At 41.0% G+C, this 19,664-nt stretch carries 13 protein-coding genes; 8 read left to right on the top strand and 5 right to left on the bottom strand.

Features of this window, described 5'->3' with window-relative positions; translation table 11 throughout:
* Window positions 1-63 precede the first annotated feature (63 nt).
* From B3E00_RS04905 to prfB, 3 genes are all read right to left on the bottom strand, one after another.
* Window positions 64-1,365, bottom strand: coding sequence for a nucleotide sugar dehydrogenase (locus tag B3E00_RS04905; protein ID WP_293937272.1), 1,302 nt, complete (start codon window positions 1,363-1,365; stop codon window positions 64-66).
* A gap of 34 nt (window positions 1,366-1,399) precedes the next feature.
* A complete protein-coding gene (locus B3E00_RS04910; RefSeq protein WP_293880066.1) occupies window positions 1,400-2,845 on the bottom strand; it encodes a glycosyltransferase in 1,446 nt (481 codons plus the stop codon).
* Window positions 2,846-3,264: 419 nt separating this feature from the next.
* A protein-coding gene (gene prfB / locus B3E00_RS04915; RefSeq protein ID WP_293937275.1) for a peptide chain release factor 2 occupies window positions 3,265-4,348 on the bottom strand; the annotation gives its coding sequence in 2 pieces (ribosomal slippage) (window positions 3,265-4,287 and window positions 4,289-4,348; 1,083 coding nt in all).
* Window positions 4,349-4,563: 215 nt separating this feature from the next.
* Between prfB and pgi the strand changes: the two genes are divergently transcribed.
* Window positions 4,564-6,231, top strand: coding sequence for a glucose-6-phosphate isomerase (gene pgi, locus B3E00_RS04920; protein ID WP_293937278.1), 1,668 nt, complete (start codon window positions 4,564-4,566; stop codon window positions 6,229-6,231).
* Window positions 6,232-6,400: 169 nt separating this feature from the next.
* Here the strand turns inward: pgi and B3E00_RS04925 are convergent, their stop codons facing one another.
* Together B3E00_RS04925 and B3E00_RS04930 are read right to left on the bottom strand one after the other, a co-directional pair.
* Window positions 6,401-8,317: a heavy metal translocating P-type ATPase gene (locus tag B3E00_RS04925; protein WP_293937281.1), complete on the bottom strand. Its 1,917-nt coding sequence runs from the start codon at window positions 8,315-8,317 to the stop codon at window positions 6,401-6,403.
* Window positions 8,318-8,486: 169 nt separating this feature from the next.
* On the bottom strand, window positions 8,487-8,828 hold the full coding sequence (locus tag B3E00_RS04930) for a phage holin family protein (protein ID WP_209577166.1): 342 nt from the start codon (window positions 8,826-8,828) through the stop codon (window positions 8,487-8,489).
* Window positions 8,829-9,085: 257 nt separating this feature from the next.
* Here B3E00_RS04930 and B3E00_RS04935 point away from each other — a divergent pair, with 257 nt between their 5' ends.
* From B3E00_RS04935 to B3E00_RS04965, 7 genes are all read left to right on the top strand, one after another.
* Window positions 9,086-9,511 (top strand): DUF2147 domain-containing protein, encoded by a 426-nt coding sequence (locus B3E00_RS04935; protein WP_209577168.1) that lies wholly within the window; start codon window positions 9,086-9,088, stop codon window positions 9,509-9,511.
* A gap of 155 nt (window positions 9,512-9,666) precedes the next feature.
* Window positions 9,667-10,914, top strand: coding sequence for an ABC transporter permease (locus B3E00_RS04940; protein WP_209577171.1), 1,248 nt, complete (start codon window positions 9,667-9,669; stop codon window positions 10,912-10,914).
* 259 nt (window positions 10,915-11,173) lie between these two features.
* Window positions 11,174-12,364 (top strand): glycine C-acetyltransferase, encoded by a 1,191-nt coding sequence (gene kbl, locus B3E00_RS04945; protein WP_293937285.1) that lies wholly within the window; start codon window positions 11,174-11,176, stop codon window positions 12,362-12,364.
* 78 nt (window positions 12,365-12,442) lie between these two features.
* A complete protein-coding gene (gene typA / locus B3E00_RS04950) occupies window positions 12,443-14,248 on the top strand; it encodes a translational GTPase TypA (protein ID WP_209577176.1) in 1,806 nt (601 codons plus the stop codon).
* Window positions 14,249-14,393: 145 nt separating this feature from the next.
* Window positions 14,394-17,195 carry an excinuclease ABC subunit UvrA gene (uvrA, locus tag B3E00_RS04955; RefSeq protein ID WP_293937288.1) on the top strand — a complete coding sequence of 934 codons (2,802 nt, stop codon included), beginning with the start codon at window positions 14,394-14,396 and terminating at the stop codon, window positions 17,193-17,195.
* Window positions 17,196-17,251: 56 nt separating this feature from the next.
* Window positions 17,252-18,895, top strand: a complete 1,644-nt coding sequence (gene pafA / locus B3E00_RS04960) for an alkaline phosphatase PafA (RefSeq protein ID WP_293937290.1) — start codon at window positions 17,252-17,254, stop codon at window positions 18,893-18,895.
* Between the two features lie 144 nt (window positions 18,896-19,039).
* Window positions 19,040-19,480 (top strand): RrF2 family transcriptional regulator, encoded by a 441-nt coding sequence (locus B3E00_RS04965; protein WP_209577387.1) that lies wholly within the window; start codon window positions 19,040-19,042, stop codon window positions 19,478-19,480.
* Window positions 19,481-19,664 lie beyond the last annotated feature (184 nt).

The raw sequence follows: 19,664 nt of genomic DNA on the forward strand, positions 1-19,664 counted from the left end.
AAGGTTAGATAAGGCCAACTTGAATTGAAGTTGAACTATTCAACGATCTTCTGCAAAAATTTCTTACAATCGTGCATCTACCAATTTTCGATCAAGTATTCCCTTGATATCAAATACAACAGAATTCTCTTTTTTCAGGTTGCTGAGGTCTAAATGTAAGAATTCTCTATGGCCTACGGCGAGTATAACAGAATCATAGTCACCAATTTCTGGAAGAGTTGATAATAATTCAATATTGAAATGTGATTTTACTTCCTCTACATTCACCCACGGATCGTAGGCGTCTACCTTTAAACCGAACTCTTGAAGGTCGTGGATCATGTCAATAACCTTACTATTTCTTATATCAGGACAATTTTCTTTGAATGTAACACCTAATACCAAAGCTTTGGCTCCATCAAATTTGATGTTTTTCTGAATCATCAGCTTCACAACTTTTGAAGCAATGAAAGAAGCGATCTGATCGTTCACCTCCCTTCCAGATAATATAACGTGTGGATGATAACCCAGTTGTGTAGCTTTTTGAGCAAGATAATAGGGGTCTACCGATATACAGTGCCCACCGACTAATCCTGGCTTGAAGCGGAGGAAATTATATTTTGTGCCCGCTGCATCCAATACATCCTGCGTATCTATACCTACACGATCAAAAATCAGAGCAAGCTCATTCATAAATGAAATATTTACATCGCGCTGTGCATTTTCGATCACCTTGGCAGCTTCTGCTACTTTAATTGAGGGCGCTAAGTGGGTTCCGGCCTCAATAATTTTTTTATATAGTCCATCCACTGCTAACCCCGCTTCCGGAGTGCTTCCTGAGGTTACTTTGACCACTTTCTGAAGCGAGTTAACCTTATCGCCCGGATTAATCCTTTCAGGAGAATAACCAACATAAAAGTCTTGATTGAACGTTAATCCCGAATATTTCTCCAAAACCGGTATGCATTCCTCTTCCGTACAACCAGGGTAGACTGTGGATTCATAAATAACTAGATCGCCAGCAGTTAATAATTCGCCTATCATTTTTGATGCTCCGATCACTGGCGATAGATCGGGTGAATTATAGCGGTCTATGGGAGTTGGTACAGTAACGATATAGACATTTGCATCTGCAATGTCTGCAGTTGAGCTACTTGCATCATAGCCCTTACTTTGATTTGATGTAGCATATAAATCTCTAACGCGAGCCAATTCTTTTTTATCGGTCTCTAGTGTACGGTCAACCCCCTGCTTAAGTTCCTCAATACGTGTTTTATTGATATCAAATCCAATCACCGGGAAAAAATCTGAAAATGCTATTGCCAATGGCAACCCAACATACCCCTGGCCGATGACGGCAATCTTTTTTACCTGAAAATCTCTCATATATAGCTATAAATATACGTTCTTTGCATTAATTTTATCCCCTTGTCAACCAACCTCTACGTCCTGCTGTTGCTATCGCATATGGTGTAATCCAAAATAAACTGAAAGCATAGAATATACTGTAGCTATAGGCCCAGAAAGCTTCTTTGGCGTTTGCATTTTTAGAGGCAAAGAAATATGCCTGGATACTGGAGAATATCAAGATACCAACCAATGTTGAACTTAAGAACATCAGTGGATAATGAAATACAGTCCACAGCATAAGTAACAGCATTGGATAAGATAACAATACTTTTTTCCATTGCATAAGCAATAAGATACGCGCCCCCCATTTAGGACCTTGACGAAAATTCTTAAATGCGAATTTACTCATGGCGATGTTCTCGCGAACGTTGCTTCTTTCCCAACGGATAAACATCTTGTATAGATTTTTATAACGTACAGGTGTGTCTGTGTAAACATATGCATTTGATTGAAATAAGACATGATATCCTTGTTTCAAAATCATATTGGTCATCGCACGATCTTCACCGATATCAGAAGGCTGCCCCATAAATGTTTGGTTGATCCAATCTTCTAAACAGTTCATAACAGCTTCTTTGCGGTATCCCGAAAGGGCTCCTGGTGTACACATGACAGTACCAAGCATACTTTGTGCAGAACGTACAAATTCAAAGCTAAATACGAAGCTAACATTTAGCATACGTGGAATGATCGCTTTTTTGGTATTTAGTACACGCACATTTCCAGCTACCGCCCCACATTCCTTGTTTGTTACAAACGGGCTTGCCATATTACGTATGGTGTCTTTTTTTACAATAGAGTCACTGTCCACTGTAATAAAGATTTCTCCTGTTCCTAACTTAAAACCACGGTATAAGGCATGTCTCTTACCCATATTTTTAGGCTGTTTGTAAATCTCAACACGCTCGCCCAGTTCCAATTTGGCACGTTGTATCCATTCAAAAGTATTATCCTTACTACCGTCGTCAATCGCAATAATTTGCAGCTTTTTTTCTGGATAATCGCTGCTTGCTAAACTATGTAATGTATCATAAACCAGTTGTCCCTCATTATACGCCGGCACAATAATAGTACACGTTGGCAATTCTTCATCCGACACCGATGCTATGGGCTTGTATTTACGGTGAAGTACAATCAGAAAAATCAAAAAGCTGATTGCAATAACGGCAAGAAGTATACCGAAACCGATCAAAAATGTTCCTCCAATACTATCTAAACGTTGGAAACGTAACGCATCAAAGTCGGGCTGAAGCATATATACGCCAAAGACCGACGCAAATAAAATGAAAAATGTTGCTCCAACAATACCATACTCTTTAGGACCAAAGTTACTTTCTTCCTCTTTGCGAACTTTATTTTCAGATCGCTTTTCTGCTGCATTTACATCGTATACAGCAGGCTGCCATTGCTTGGTCATCTGCTTGGATACGATCGAGTTTTCTTTCATGTAATTCATAACCGTTCTATTTTAGATACACATTCGTTTTTTCAATCTTTAATTTAATATCGCTTTCGATATCTTTTGTAATGAAAATATTACGATTCCATAAACGCAAAACACATGCCTTTATTTCATGCCAAAAACATTATGCAATCCATAATTGTAACGTTATTGATACAAAAAGATTATATGTAAGACATTGGTTATTAGTTGTTTGATTTTGAATTGTAAAGGAAATTACTTAAAATGTGACTTCATTCTAATGGATGGATTTTTAAGATTTTTTAACATTTGCTACCTTTTTGTTAAACGAAATTGACAGTTTTTGTCACTAACTGTGTAGGAAAACGGCCACCATTATAATGGAAAGAAGAAGGAAAAAAAAAGACGCTCGCTAATGCGGGCGTCTTTCGGATCATCAATTTTTAATTTTTTTATCCGCCAAATTCCATCAGGTAATTTTTCAGAAAATCATTGAGATCACCGTCTAACACAGCTTGTGTATTGGATGTTTCGTAATTTGTCCGTAAATCTTTAATTAACTTATACGGATGTAGGACATAGTTTCGAATTTGGGAACCCCATTCGATTTTCTTTTTGTTTCCTTCAATAGCAGCTGTAGCTTCCTGACGTTTACGCATTTCAATCTCATATAACTGTGATTTCAATAAACGCATCGCATTTTCCTTATTTTGTAATTGCGATCTGGATTCCTGATTCTTAATAATAATGCCCGTGGGTTTGTGGTGTAATCGAACTGCGGTTTCTACTTTATTTACGTTCTGCCCACCTGCACCACCAGAGCGGAAAGTATCCCATTCAATTTCAGAATCCTTCACATCGATCTCAATATTATCATCGATCAATGGATAAACGTAGACTGACGCAAAAGAGGTATGGCGTTTTGCGTTAGAATCAAATGGGGATATCCGAACGAGCCTATGTACACCATTTTCTCCCTTGAGGTAGCCGTAAGCAAAATCACCCGATATCTGCAGGGTAACACTCTTGATGCCGGCTACATCACCTTCCTGAGAATCTTGCTCGGTTACTTTATAACCATTTTTCTCGCCCCACATAATATACATCCGCATCAGCATGGCAGCCCAGTCGCAGCTTTCAGTACCGCCTGCACCGGCAGTAATCTGTAAGATTGCATCCAGCTGATCCTCTTCAGCACTAAGCATATTTTTAAATTCGAGCTCCTCGACTTTTTCTAAGGCGAGTTGATATTGGTCGTCCACTTCCTTTTCGCTGGCGTCGCCCGATTGATAGAATTCATACATGACATAGGCGTCTTCAACCGCCGCTGCAACTTCGTCGAAGTGGTCTGTCCATACCTTTTGGGTTTTTATGGCCAGAAGTATTTTCTCTGCCGCTTTGGAATCGTCCCAAAAGCTTGCTTCAAGCGTAATCGCTTGATCTCTCTCTATTTCTTCTTTGCGTGCATCGATGTCAAAGATGCCTCCTCAGGGAAGTCACACGATCCCTCAAGTCTTGAATTTGTTCTTTTGTCATATCCGCTAAAGTATAAATTTTAATTAATAAATTCATGCCTCTACCGAAGAACTTAACGTTGAATATCCGTTGGTAAATAGGGATATGTGACCTTTTTTTTTTAGTTTTGGTATTGTCAGCAGAATAAACCTTCATGTGAGGATCTACACTCGGTGCAATATTGCGATCTAGAAGACTTTTGTTGACGTTTAAAACAAATATTTTAGTAAAAACAGATGTTTCCAAAAATTAACTTTACACAGACGCAAGCCTATAAGGATCTCACCCAGCATTTTGGATCTTTATTTGGGCCATATAGTAATGAATTCAAAGATTTACGCCAACTTTTTGCAGAAGATCCTGCACGCTTCGATAAATTTTCAATAGCATTTGAAGACATTCTTTTAGATTATTCCAAGAATAGCATAACGGAAGAGACGAGAGCACTCTTGGTGCAGCTGGCTAAAGAATGCGGTCTTGCTGAGGCAATAGAGGCGATGTTTTCGGGCGAGCGTATTAATGTCACCGAGAATAGGCCCGTGTTACACACGGCCTTGCGGAATCAATCTGATCAACCCGTTTACGTGGATGGTCAAGATGTGATGCCCGATGTTAAACGTGTATTGGCGCAGATGAAAGCTTTCACAGAAAACATCCTATCTGGTCAGTGGAAAGGATATACGGGCAAAGAGATTACCGATGTGGTCAATATCGGGATTGGCGGTTCAGATCTTGGTCCCGTGATGGTAACAGAGGCCCTTAAGGCTTATAAAACACGTTTAAATGTACATTTTATTTCTAATGTGGACGGGACACATATTGCTGAAACTTTGAAAGCTGTAGATCCTGAAACCACGTTATTTTTGATTGCTTCAAAGACGTTCACCACACAGGAAACGATGGCCAATGCCCATACAGCCAAAGACTGGTTTTTGGCAAGTGGCGCTCTTGAGGAAGACGTCGCTAAGCATTTTGCGGCATTGAGCACCAACACACAAGCAGTACAAACCTTTGGAATTGATACTCAAAATATGTTTGAATTTTGGGACTGGGTTGGCGGACGTTATTCGCTTTGGTCTGCAATAGGTCTTTCTATCAGTCTGGCAATAGGTTTTGACCGTTTCGAGGAGCTGCTAAAAGGTGCCTACGATGCCGATGTTCATTTCAAAGAAACTGCTTTTGAATCCAATATTCCGGTCATATTGGCTTTGCTTGGCGTATGGTACAATAATTTTTTCAAATCCGAAAGCCATGCAATTCTTCCCTATGATCAATATCTACACCGTTTTGCTGCCTATTTCCAACAAGGGGATATGGAAAGTAATGGAAAATATGTAGATAGGAATGGCGAACAAGTGCAATATCAGACCGGCCCAATTATCTGGGGTGAGCCCGGTACAAACGGACAACATGCATTCTATCAATTAATCCATCAGGGAACCAAGTTGATTCCATGCGATTTTATTGCGCCTGCAAATAGCCTTAATCCAATTGGAAATCATCATCAATTGTTATTGTCCAATTTTTTTGCGCAGACCGAGGCGCTAATGAATGGTAAAACAGCTGAAGAAGTGGTTGACGAATTAAAGAAAGCTGGGAAATCAGATCAAGATATAGAAGCGCTTAAAGCTTATAAAGTTTTTTCGGGTAATCGCCCGACGAATTCCATCTTATTGAAAAAAATGACTCCACGCACATTGGGAAGACTTATTGCATTTTATGAACATAAAATCTTTGTCCAAGGTGTGATCTGGAACATCTATAGTTTCGATCAATGGGGCGTTGAACTAGGTAAACAGTTGGCCAACCAAATCCTTCCGGAATTAAATGATGACAACACGGTGTCAAGCCATGATTCTTCTACTAATGGATTGATCAATGCGTACAAGGCTTGGCGGAATTAAAATTTCTTACTCGATCTGAAGTAGATCATGGATGAAACATAGGAAGCGGGGCTGTTCAATTTTGGACAGCCCCGCTTTTTTTTCAATTATGGATGTATTACACTACAGTATTTTTCAGTGCTCTAATTTCTACAAGTGTTACGATCTGATTTTTTGGATAACGTCATTTTCATACTTTTTTATGCTGTATTCGGATAGCATTTAAAATCGCCAAAAGGGCGACTCCCACATCCGCTATGACCGCTTCCCAAAGTGTTGCAACACCACCGGCCCCAAGGATCAAAACAATGACCTTTACTCCCATTGCCAAGATTACATTCTGCCAGACAATATTTCGGGTTATTTTTCCGATTTTGATGGCCGATAAGATTTTCTTGGGCTCATCGTTTTGGATTACGATATCAGCTGTCTCTATCGTCGCATCAGCGCCGAGTCCGCCCATTGCGATGCCTACCTGTGCTAATGCAACTACTGGAGCATCATTTACACCATCACCGGCAAAGGCAACATGGCGTCCTTGATCGAGCAGTTGCTGTACATGGCTAACCTTATCCTCGGGGAGGAGGTCGCCATATGCCTCGTTTATCCCCAGCTCTTTGGCTACCTTGCTTACTACCGCTGTTTTATCGCCAGATAACATGACCGTATAAAGACCTTGCGCACGCATTGCCTGAATAACGGCCTTCGATCCTGCTTTGATCCGGTCTGCAACGGTTATATAACCGGCATACTTGCCATCGATGGCAAGCATCACAATGGAATATACCATTTTCCTCAAATCATCCGGGTAGCTAATGTTGTATTTGTCCAATAGCTTGCTGTTGCCTGCTAGTGTTTGCTTTCCATTCACCGTGGCACAAAGTCCATGGCCTGCAATTTCCTGAATATTTTCCGTTTTTAGGGCTGTGCTGCCTGGATTATAATTGGCTATCGCCTTCGCAATGGGATGTGTGGAATGTACCTCTATCGCTTTCGCATAATCCAATAATTCTTGTGGCTCTCCATTGACTGCAACAACCTCCGTTACTTCAAATACACCCGCTGTGAGTGTACCTGTTTTATCCATTACTACAGTATCAACAGCGGTAATGGCATCGAGGAAGTTGCCTCCCTTAAATAATATTCCGTTTCGCGAGGCTAAACCTATTCCGCCAAAATAACCCAAGGGGATAGAAACAACTAGGGCGCAGGGGCAACTAATCACCAAGAAAACCAAACTCCGGTAGAACCAGTCTTTAAAACTATAGTCTTGCACAAAGCATAGGGGCACAATAAGCACCAATAGTGCAAGACCAAAGATTATGGGGACATATACTTTAGCAAATTTGGCAATAAACAACTGCGTTTTGGATTTACGCGCTGTAGCATCTTGTACCATTTCGAGGATTTTGCTCAACTTGCTATCCTCAAATTTGTTGGAGACCTCGATTTCTACAACCGTTTCCAAATTAATCATCCCCGCAAAAACCGTTTCACCCCTATATTTTGTATCAGGTTTACTCTCTCCCGTCAAAGCGGCGGTATTAAATGCGGCTTTTTCTGTATTCAACTTACCATCAAGAGCCACTTTTTCACCCACTTTTACAAGGATTATTTCGCCAGTTGTGACAGTCTTTGGGTTTACCTGTCGCTGTTGGCCATTTCGTAATACAGTAACGGTATCGGGACGGATATCCAAGAGTGATTTGATCGATTTCTTGGCATTGTCTACGGCGGTGTCCTGAAACCATTCTCCGATTTGGTAGAATACCATTACCGCAACACCCTCTTCAAATTCTCCAATAGCGAATGCACCTAAGGTTGCCACAGTCATCAAAAAGAATTCATTAAAAATATCAGCCCTTTTTGCCTTACGGAAAGCCATCAGGATAACAGGTATTCCCGCAAGCAGGTAAGCGATGCTATTTAGGGCTAAACTGATGCCAAACGGAAGAGTGATCTTGAAAGCATATTTCAATAAAAGTAAAGTAAGCAGGATGACAAGAGCGATGAGCAACTTGCTCTGGGCAATCCACCAAGGCTGCTCCTTTGTGGTAAGGGATTGCTCTTGTGTGGCATTGCTATGCTCATGGTTGTGTTCACACATATATCAGCGTTTCTTTTTAAAAAATTAAATTTAACGATTTCTGCCGTAAATAGCGAGAGGAATGCGGATGGGTGTGTAATGTCAGTATGCTGAGGTAAGGAATAAGAAATAAAAAAGGCGTTCGTATCAATTGATTTGAACACCTTTAACTACGTAATATAATGTATCTTTAATCTTTTGACATACTGCCAACGATCATCTCTAATACGGCAACGACAATGGCAAACAGCGCGGCAGTCCAAAAACCATCTACATCAAATTTTGAACCGAGTAGCCAATCGGACAGCAGAACCATTAATACTGTAATAATAAAGGATACCAAACCAAGTGTTAGCCAATTTAAGGGGAACGTAAATAACCGTAAAATCGATCCTACAGTTGCATTGACAACTCCAATCACGAGTCCGGTAACAATGGCCCAGCCAAATCCAGCAACATGGGCTCCAGGTACAAGCCAGCAGGCAACCGCCACGACCAACCCGGTAAGTAAAAGACTAATAATAAATTTCATAATATGTGCTAATTTTTGTAAATAGTTAAAAAAGAAATAATATGATTATAATGTTGCAAACCCAATGCCAAACTTTATTGACGTATGAATTCTAGGTATTACGAAAAAAAGGCTTTTTGCAGGTTAATGGCCAGATACATTAAGGATATTTTGTTGTTAAATAAATGCAGTTTTGATATTAAATATATGCGAGCATAGTAAATATTTCTTATCTTTATTTATAACGAGCTTCACATGCTCATAAAACTAATAAACCCATGAAGAAAATTATGATGTCATTCTTAATGTTGCTGACTACAGTAACATTATTTGCGCAAACAGATCCCATCATCGGAAAATGGGAAAATCCAAGTGGCGAAGGTCGTGTTGAAATTTACAAAAAAGGCGATAAGTTTTTTGGTAAGCTCTATTGGCTGAAATTTCCTAACAACGAAGCAGGTCAGCCAAAGAAAGATATAAAAAATCCAGATAAAGCCCTGCAGGGCAGGAATGTGCAAGGACTGGAGATCTTGACCAATTTTGAAAAAGATGGCAGTACTTATGTCGATGGAAAGATTTATGATCCAAAGTCAGGCAAAACATATAGCTGTAAGATGACGCTAAAAGGAGATAAGCTTGATATCAGGGGCTATATGGGCGTGAGCCTGCTCGGACGTACAGAGACATGGAAAAGAATTCATTAAGAACTATAGCAGCTGCTAAAATGGTGTAATCCGCTAGCATGCACAGCTGAGGTCACACCCAAAAAGGCAATTTATTCCATAGCAGTAAATTGCCTTTTTGGTTTTGTGCGGGAATTACAGTATTTTCATCCCTACAAATCATACATATTAGCTTTATGGCCGTAAAAATGTCTTATGTTGAGAATGTCAAGCTTGCACTACAGTCTATTGTAGGGAATAAGCTGCGTACATTTCTAACAGCACTGATTATTGCCATAGGAATGATGGCTCTTATAGGGGTGTTGACCTCGATAGATGCCATGAAGAACTCCCTGACAGACTCCTTTTCATCGATGGGGTCAAACTCTTTCAACATCCGCAACCGCGGGCTCAATGTTCGCATCGGGAATGAGGGGACGCGATCCAAAGTCTTCGCTAATATAACGTATGCACAGTCCGTTCGATTTAAACAAGATTTTCACTTTAATGCATTGACATCAGTCAGTGCCAATGTGAGCTGGAATACGACTGCAAAATTTCAATCCAAAAAGACAAACCCCAATATTGGCCTGATAGGCACCGACGAAAATTATCTGCAGACATCGGGGTATGTTGTCAACGAAGGCCGTAATTTTTCCACTAGAGAGGTAGAAACAGGTAGTGGTGTTATTATCATTGGCAGTGAAGTCAGTAAAATGCTTTTCAATGAAATCATTGATCCGATAGGGCAGTTTATTACCGTTAACAATATCCGTTATTTGGTTATCGGCGTATTAAAAAGTAAAGGTTCTTCTGCGGGGATGGGTGGCGATAGGGCATGTTTTATTCCGCTGATCAAGGCAAGGGCAGTGATGCAGGGTGCTGAACCCTCCTATGTGATAACAGTTTCATCCAACGATCCTATGCGATTGGAAGCGGCGATTGGTGAAGCTACTATCGTATTTAGAAATATCCGCGGATTGGCCTCAAGGCAAACCAATGATTTTGAAATTACCAAGTCCGATGCGGTAGCCCAGATGCTGATGCAAAATATGGCAATGGTGACTTTAGGGGCTGTAGTGATTGCTTTTATCACCCTGGTGGGCGCTTCAATCGGATTGATGAATATTATGCTTGTTTCGGTCACGGAGCGGACACGCGAGATTGGTATACGTAAGGCGATCGGAGCAACACCGAGTGTTATCCGTAAACAGTTTTTGATGGAAGCGATTGTGATTTGCATGATCGGTGGTGTTGCCGGGATCTTTATAGGTATTCTGATCGGTAATATCCTGGCCCTGCAGCTCGGTACATCTTTTATTATACCGTGGGGAGCAATTATTATGGGCTTTGCAGTATGCGGACTCGTCGGTATGCTGTCGGGTTATTACCCAGCTTCAAAAGCATCTAAACTGGATCCGGTCGATGCGCTCCGATACGAATAACCTTTCCCTCTGCTTTCAGTACTTTAATTACTTTTAAGAAAGATAAGACCTGTGGTTACACGATGGCTTGTATGCGTATTCGTGCTTTTTTTAATTGGAGATGCAGAGATGGGACAAACGCGTATTTTGTGCAATCGGTTTAATGTTACCAAATCATTGATTTGGGATAAATTCTCCGTGAATAACGTCCATCAGGGAAGGTAACACAAGTTATTCCAATGAAAAAACTGTAATATTGTATAAAAATTAAAATCGAATTATGTACACAACATTACAACCAGTTTTAGCAAAGGAATTGGAAGCAATCAAAGAAGCGGGATTGTATAAACAAGAGCGAGTGATCGTTACTCCGCAGGGAGCAGATATCAAAGTAAGTACAGGGCAAGAAGTTGTCAATTTTTGTGCTAACAATTATTTGGGTCTGTCTTCGCACCCAAAAGTAATCGAGGCTGCTAAGAAAGCGATTGATACGCACGGTTATGGAATGTCCTCAGTACGTTTCATCTGTGGTACCCAAGATGTGCATAAAGAATTAGAGGCAAAAATTTCTAAATTTCTCGGAACAGAAGATACTATTTTATACGCGGCTGCATTTGACGCTAATGGTGGAGTGTTTGAACCCTTATTTGGTGCTGAAGATGCCATCATTTCAGATGAATTAAATCATGCCTCCATTATTGACGGTGTCCGTTTGTGCAAAGCTCAGCGTTTCCGCTATAAAAATGCAGATATGGCAGATTTGGAAGCTCAGTTGCAGGCAGCATCTGGTGCGCGGCACAAGATCATTGTTACAGATGGTGCATTTTCAATGGATGGGTCAGTAGCTCCATTGGATCAGATCTGTGATCTTGCAGACAAATATCAAGCATTAGTGATGATTGATGAGTCGCACTGTACTGGATTTATCGGAGCGACGGGACGTGGTACACATGAGCTTTTCAATGTGATTGATCGTGTAGATATCATTACGGGTACGTTGGGTAAGGCATTAGGTGGAGCATCAGGTGGTTTTACATCCGGTAAAAAAGAAATTATCGATTTGTTACGTCAGCGTTCACGTCCTTACCTATTTTCAAACACACTAGCACCGGCTATTGCTGGAGCTTCCGTTGCGGTATTGGACATGCTGAGTGAGACTACTGCATTGCGCGACAAGCTGGAATCAAATACCATCTACTTTCGTGAAAAAATGATGGCTGCGGGTTTCGATATCAAGCCAGGTTTCCACCCGATCGTGCCTGTTATGCTCTATGATGCGAAATTAGCGCAGGAGTTTGCATCAAAAATGTTGGAGGAAGGAATTTACGTGATTGGCTTCTACTATCCCGTTGTACCTCAAGGAAAAGCTCGTATTCGGGTGCAGATTTCAGCTGGACATGAGCTTGCACACCTAGATAAAGCAATTGCCGCCTTTACTAAAGTAGGTAGAGAATTAGGTGTAATTAAATAAAATACACATAGTTATAAAATTTATGGTGCAAAATGTTTATCTTTGCACCCTGAATTTAAAAACAAATTTACTTGCTAGATGCAAAATATTAGAAACATAGCGATTATCGCTCACGTCGATCACGGTAAAACTACGTTGGTAGACAAAATCTTACACTTCACAAATCTTTTTAGAGATAATGACGGTACAGGTGATTTAATTCTGGATAATAATGATTTAGAACGTGAACGCGGTATTACTATCGTCGCTAAAAACGTTTCTGTAGAATATAAAGGTGTAAAAATTAACGTTATTGATACACCTGGTCACGCCGATTTCGGTGGTGAGGTTGAGCGTGTATTGAAAATGGCTGATGGTGTTGTTTTGCTAGTGGATGCTTTCGAAGGTCCAATGCCACAAACACGTTTCGTTACTCAAAAGGCATTATCATTAGGTTTGAAACCTTTGGTAGTTGTGAATAAAGTTGATAAAGAAAACTGTCGCCCTGAAGAGGTGTACGAAAACGTATTTGATTTATTCTATAGTCTGGATGCAACAGAAGAACAATTGGCATTCCCAGTATTATACGGTTCATCCAAACATGGTTGGATGTCAACAGATTGGAAAGAAAAGAAAGAAGATGTATCTGAATTATTAGATGCTATCATCAGTCATTTCCCACCTTCCCCATTTGTTGAGGGTACATTGCAAATGCAGATCACATCGTTGGATTACTCTACGTTCGTTGGACGTATCGCTATCGGTCGTGTAGCACGTGGTACAATCAAAGAAGGTCAACCTATTTCGTTGGTAAAACGTGATGGCAAAATCGTTAAATCACGGGTAAAAGAACTGCATACATTCGAAGGCTTAGGTCGTCGTCGTGTGGAAGAAGTTAAATGTGGAGATATCTGTGCAGTAGTTGGTATTGAAGGTTTTGATATCGGTGACACCATTGCAGATTTCGAAAACCCAGAGCAATTGGAGGTTATCAGCATTGATGAACCGACAATGAACATGTTGTTTACGATCAACAATTCTCCATTCTTTGGTAAGGAAGGTAAATTGGTTACTTCAAGACACATTCACGATCGTTTACAAAAGGAATTAGAAAAGAACTTGGCTTTACGCGTTGTTCCTACGGAATCTCCAGATGCTTGGTTGGTATACGGACGTGGTATTCTTCACTTATCTGTATTGATCGAAACAATGCGTCGTGAAGGTTACGAATTGCAAGTAGGTCAGCCGCAAGTAATCTTGAAAGAAATTGATGGCAAAAAATGTGAACCTATCGAGGTATTGGTAGTTGATGTGCCTGCAGAGGTTTCTGGTAAAGTTATTGAATTAGTCACGCAACGTAAAGGTGAACTTCTAGTGATGGAGACGAAAGGCGAAATGCAACATCTTGAGTTTGAAATCCCTTCTCGTGGTATCATTGGTCTACGTAACAACGTATTGACTGCTACTGCTGGTGAAGCTGTAATGGCTCACCGTCTGAAAGGATACGAGCCTTGGAGAGGAACAATTCCTGGACGTCTGCACGGTGTATTGATCTCCTTAGATAAAGGTACAACTACAGCATACTCTATCGATAAATTGCAAGATAGAGGTAAGTTCTTTGTTGATCCAGGTGTCGATATTTATGAAGGCCAGATCTTAGGCGAGCATATTCGTGACAATGACTTAACGATCAACATCGTTAAAGGTAAACAGTTGACAAATATGCGTGCATCGGGTACAGATGACAACACACGTATCGCACCAGCGATTAAATTCTCTTTAGAGGAGTCTATGGAGTATATCCAAGCGGACGAATATATTGAGGTTACACCACAATCTATCCGCTTACGTAAAATCTATTTGACTGAAAATGAGCGTAAAGTAAACGCGAAGAAATTCCAATAGTCAATCGTAGAACAGGATACATAAAAAGCCATCGAATATTTTGTTCGATGGCTTTTTTATGTACTAAAGAAAACCGAACTGCTTTTTAATTCGCAGGAATATAATCAGCCAATAATACGTAACTTTGTGTGAGATAAGGATAATTATGAGTAAAAAGGTGGAGCATACTCCAAAAGAATATATTCAGATAAAGGGAGCAAGAGTTAACAATTTAAAGAATATTGACGTTGATATCCCTAAAAATAAATTAGTTGTTATCACTGGAATGTCGGGCTCAGGAAAATCCTCCTTAGCTTTTGATACACTATATGCCGAAGGGCAGCGGCGCTATGTCGAAAGTCTTTCTTCGTACGCCAGGCAGTTTATGGGGCGTATGAACAAACCTGAGGTGGATTACATCAAAGGCATTGCTCCAGCAATTGCCATCGAGCAACGTGTCATTACCTCCAACCCGCGCTCGACGGTAGGCACATCGACGGAGATATATGACTATCTTAAATTGTTATATGCCCGTATTGGAAAGACAATTTCTCCTATATCTGGTCGTGAGGTGACTAAAGACAGTGTGAGCTCAGTGGTGGATTTTGCGCTGAATTTAGGTGATGATACCACCGTGACGCTTCTTGCACCGCTTATTCCCTCTCACGGGCGTAAATTAAAGGAAGAACTTTCTCTACTCTTGCAGAAAGGTTTTGTGCGTATTTTCTACGAAGACCGTATGCAGAAAATTGAAGCTGTGATAGAGGATAAGGCCATCGCCAATAAAGACCTCCAAGATGGAGAAGTCCTTATTGTTGTCGACCGCGTGCGTATTGAACAGGATGATGATACGGTAAATCGGCTTTCTGATTCTATCCAAACTGGTTTTTTCGAAGGTAAGGGTGAACTCTATATGGAAGAAAATGGTCAGCGACATCATTTCTCCCATAAATTTGAACTTGACGGAATAACATTTGAGGAGCCTACTCCAAATTTCTTCAGTTTTAACAACCCTTATGGTGCCTGTCGCCGATGTGAAGGTTATGGGAAAATCATTGGTATTGATCCGGACCTTGTTATTCCCGACAAAAGCCGGTCGGTATATGATGGCGCAATAGCACCTTGGCGAGGAGAGAAAATGGGCGAATGGCTACAAAAGCTTGTTAAAAGTTCATTGAAGTTCGATTTTCCGATACATCGTGCCTACATGGATCTGACCAAGGCTCAAAAGGAGCTCTTGTGGACAGGAAATAAATATTTTGCTGGTCTTACGCAGTTCTTTGAAGAGCTCGAATCCCAGACCTATAAAATTCAATACCGTGTAATGCTTTCCCGCTATCGCGGGAAAACAGATTGCCCAGACTGCCGTGGCACCCGATTGCGGAAAGATGCTACTTACGTCAAGGTTGGTGGAAAATCCATCACAGATGTTGTATTGATGCCTTTGGAAGAGGCACTGGAATTCTTTAAAAATTTGCCACTGGTCGGTAATGAGCTGGTCATTGCAAAAAGACTTCTTGCCGAAATTAATAATCGACTGCAATTTCTTTGCGATGTTGGTTTAAGCTATCTGACTTTGAATCGGCTGTCAAATACGCTTTCAGGCGGAGAGTCACAGCGAATCAATCTGGCGACTTCCTTGGGAAGTTCGCTCGTAGGTTCTATTTATGTGTTGGACGAACCGAGTATTGGTCTCCATCCGCGTGATACACAGCGCCTGATTTCGGTGCTGAAATCATTACGCGATGTCGGTAATACAGTGGTTGTAGTCGAACATGAGCAAGAGATGATGGAGTCTGCTGATTATCTGATTGATATCGGCCCTGAAGCAGGTATCAACGGCGGGGAGATGGTCTTTGCGGGTACATATCAGCAGATTCTACAAGATGCTAAAAGCTTGACAGGTCAATACCTGAGTGGAAAAAGCCGGATTGAAGTACCTAAAAAACGCCGTTCGTGGTCGAGTAGCGTTACCATTAAGGGAGCCCATGAAAATAACCTACAAGGAATTGATGTACAATTTCCATTAAATACGTTCGCTGTCGTAACCGGTGTTTCGGGATCCGGTAAGACCTCATTGGTTAAGCGTATCCTTTATCCTGCATTGCAGAAGTCTATCGGTAATTACTCCGGTGAACAAACGGGGATCTATGATGCGATTGAGGGAGACATTGCCCGAGTTGAACAAGTTGAAATGGTCGATCAAAATCCGATTGGCCGTTCGTCGAGATCCAATCCGGTCACCTATGTCAAAGCCTGGGATGAAATCAGAGCTTTATATGCCAGCCAAGCACCAGCTAAAGCTGCTGGATTGAAACCTGCCGCATTTTCATTTAACGTTGAAGGCGGACGATGTGATGTCTGTCAGGGTGAAGGTGAAGTTAAAATTGAAATGCAATTTATGGCTGATATTGTTTTACCCTGCGAGGCCTGTGGTGGAAAACGATTTAAGCAGTTTGTACTTGATGTACAGTACAAAAATAAGTCAGTAGCGGATGTTCTTGAGTTGAGCGTGGATGAAGCCATCACATTCTTTGCAGACCAGCCTAAAATATTGGCCAAACTGCAGCCTCTACAGGATGTTGGACTGGGCTACGTTAAACTCGGTCAATCGTCGAGTACGCTATCGGGAGGTGAAGCCCAGCGGATTAAATTGGCTTCTTTCTTAATTAAGGGAAATAATAGCAAGAAAACACTTTTTATCTTTGATGAGCCAACGACAGGCTTGCATTTTCAGGATATCAAAAAGCTCTTGAAATCATTTGATGCACTGATTGCCTTAGGGAATAGTATCTTGGTGATTGAACACAATATGGATATGATTAAATCGGCAGACTGGGTCATTGATATTGGTCCCGAAGGCGGAAATAAAGGCGGTAAACTTGTTTTTGCGGGGCTTCCTGAAGAACTTATTCATTGTAAAGATTCTTATACAGGGCAATTTTTAAAAGCACATTTAAAAGATTAAACCCTACTTTAGCCTGTGAAATTGATAAAACAAATATTTTAATACTTAATACGATTATGATTAAAAGATTTTTTTTAAGCGTCGTCCTTGGAATAGCAGCGCTTTCGTCCATGGCGCAACAGCCAGAAAAACCAAAATTGGTTGTCGGCCTGATGGTGGACCAAATGCGGTGGGATTATTTGTATCGTTTTGCAGATCGATATGGCAATGATGGTTTCAAACGACTTTTGAAAGAAGGATTCTCCTGCGAAAATACATTGATTAATTATATCCCGACCTATACGGCTATTGGGCACAGTTCGGTCTATACAGGTTCTGTTCCCTCCATCCATGGGATTGCGGGTAACGACTGGATTGAAGAGCAGACCGGAAAGAATATGTATTGTACGCAGGACGACAATGTTGTCGGTGTAGGTACTACCGCAAAGGAGGGGCAACAGTCTCCACGCAATTTGCTTGCATCTACTGTAACCGACCAATTGAAATTAGCCTCTAACTTTAAGTCCAAAGTGATCGGTATCGCGATTAAAGACCGCGGTGGGATCTTACCGGCAGGGCATTTTGCGGATGCGGCCTATTGGTTTGAAGCAAAATCCGGTGATTGGATTACTTCCAATTTCTATATGGACAAACTTCCAAAATGGCTGGTGGACTTCAATAAGAAAAAATTAGCCGAGAAATATCTGAAAGGCGACTGGAAGCCGATGTACGACATCAGTACATACGCTGCCAACAGTATTGCAGATGACAATATCTATGAAGGCAAATACCCGGGTGAAGAGAAACCGACACTGCCTCGCGCCACTTCCAAGTTGATGAAAGACGAGGGCTATGAGCTGATCAAAACCACGCCAATGGGCAATCAGTTTACATTGGATATGGCCATGGAGGCAATCAAAAATGAACAGATGGGTAATAACCCAACTAACAATACCGATTTTCTTTGTGTGAGTCTCTCTGCGACAGATTATGTGGGACACCGCTATTCATTGACAGCCGTGGAGATTGAAGATATGTATCTGCAACTTGATAAACAACTTGCTGAATTCTTCAAATACCTCGATAACACCGTGGGCAAGGGTAATTATACGTTCTTTATGACGGCAGACCACGGCGCTTCTTATAACTCTCGGTTCTTTATGGATATGAAAGGAAACGGTGGTTATTTCTATTCCCGTCAGATTATCACCGGACTTAACAAAACCCTTAAAGAGAAATTTGGACAAGAGAAGCTTGTAAAAAGCATGATGAACTATCAGGTTCATTTAAATAATCAGTTGATCGATTCTTTGCAGCTGGATCGTGATAAAATAAAAGAGACCATCATTCGTGAACTTCGTCATACCGAAGGTGTGGCCTATGTTGCTGATATGGAGAAGGGGGAAAGCCTAATGATTCCAGCGCCTATTCGCGAAAAAATGATCAATGGTTATAACTTTAAGCGTAGTGGTGCTATCCAGATTGTTTGCGAACCACAATGGTACGATGGTACGCCTCGCTCGACCGGTACTACCCATGGAACATGGTCTGCCTACGATTCCCATATTCCTTTGGTATTTATGGGCTGGGGTATCAAGCCAGGAGTATCCAATACAGAGGTACATATTGTGGATATTGCACCCACAATTGCAGCACTTTTGCACATTACCGAACCAAATGGTAGTATTGGAAAACCCATCACGGCGGTATTGGGGCAATAAGGAAATGCAGTAGATACGTTTCCAGTATAGGGAGGTGAAGCTTCCGTTTGGGGTGTTTACAGCTGGTATAGGCATGAAATGGTGCGGGTTTTATTCTATTGAATAAAAAACGTAAATTTGCGATTCAACAGGGGGTTAATAAGTATGCTTTCCAAAAAGACAAAATATGCAATAAAGGCACTAATGGTGCTTGGTCGTAACTACGGTAATGAGCCTATGCAAATCGTAAAGATTGCGCAGGAAGAGAATATTCCCAAGAAATTTTTGGAACAGATTCTGCTCGAAATGCGAAATGCCGGAATTCTCTATAGCAAGAAAGGTGCTGGGGGCGGGTATAGCCTCAATAAGGCACCAGAAGACGTTTTCTTATCGCAGGTTATGCGCTTGATCGATGGGCCTATCGCGTTGCTACCCTGTGTAAGTTTAAATTTCTACCGCTCGTGCGAAGAGTGTACCCAAGAGCATGCCTGTGGCATACGCGATACGTTCGTTGAGGTAAGAAATGCCATGTTGCAGATATTGAATGATACGAGTATTGCCCATTTAATCAATAAGGAAAAAGAATTGAATTTAAATGTAGAATAAAGAAAATAAAAATTTTTTTTCATTTTCAATGGAGGCCTGACAAATAAGTCAGGCCTCTTTTTTTTTGTCATGATATTTTGGTATCCAGTGTCTTAGCTTGATCTTTTTTTTAATGTTAACGTGTTTTTTAATTATATAATTATTTAACATTATTTTACGAATTTTCCGTAGCATTAGCGTTATA

The sequence above is a fragment of the Sphingobacterium sp. UBA5996 genome (genome assembly GCF_002429765.1).
Classification (GTDB): domain Bacteria; phylum Bacteroidota; class Bacteroidia; order Sphingobacteriales; family Sphingobacteriaceae; genus Sphingobacterium.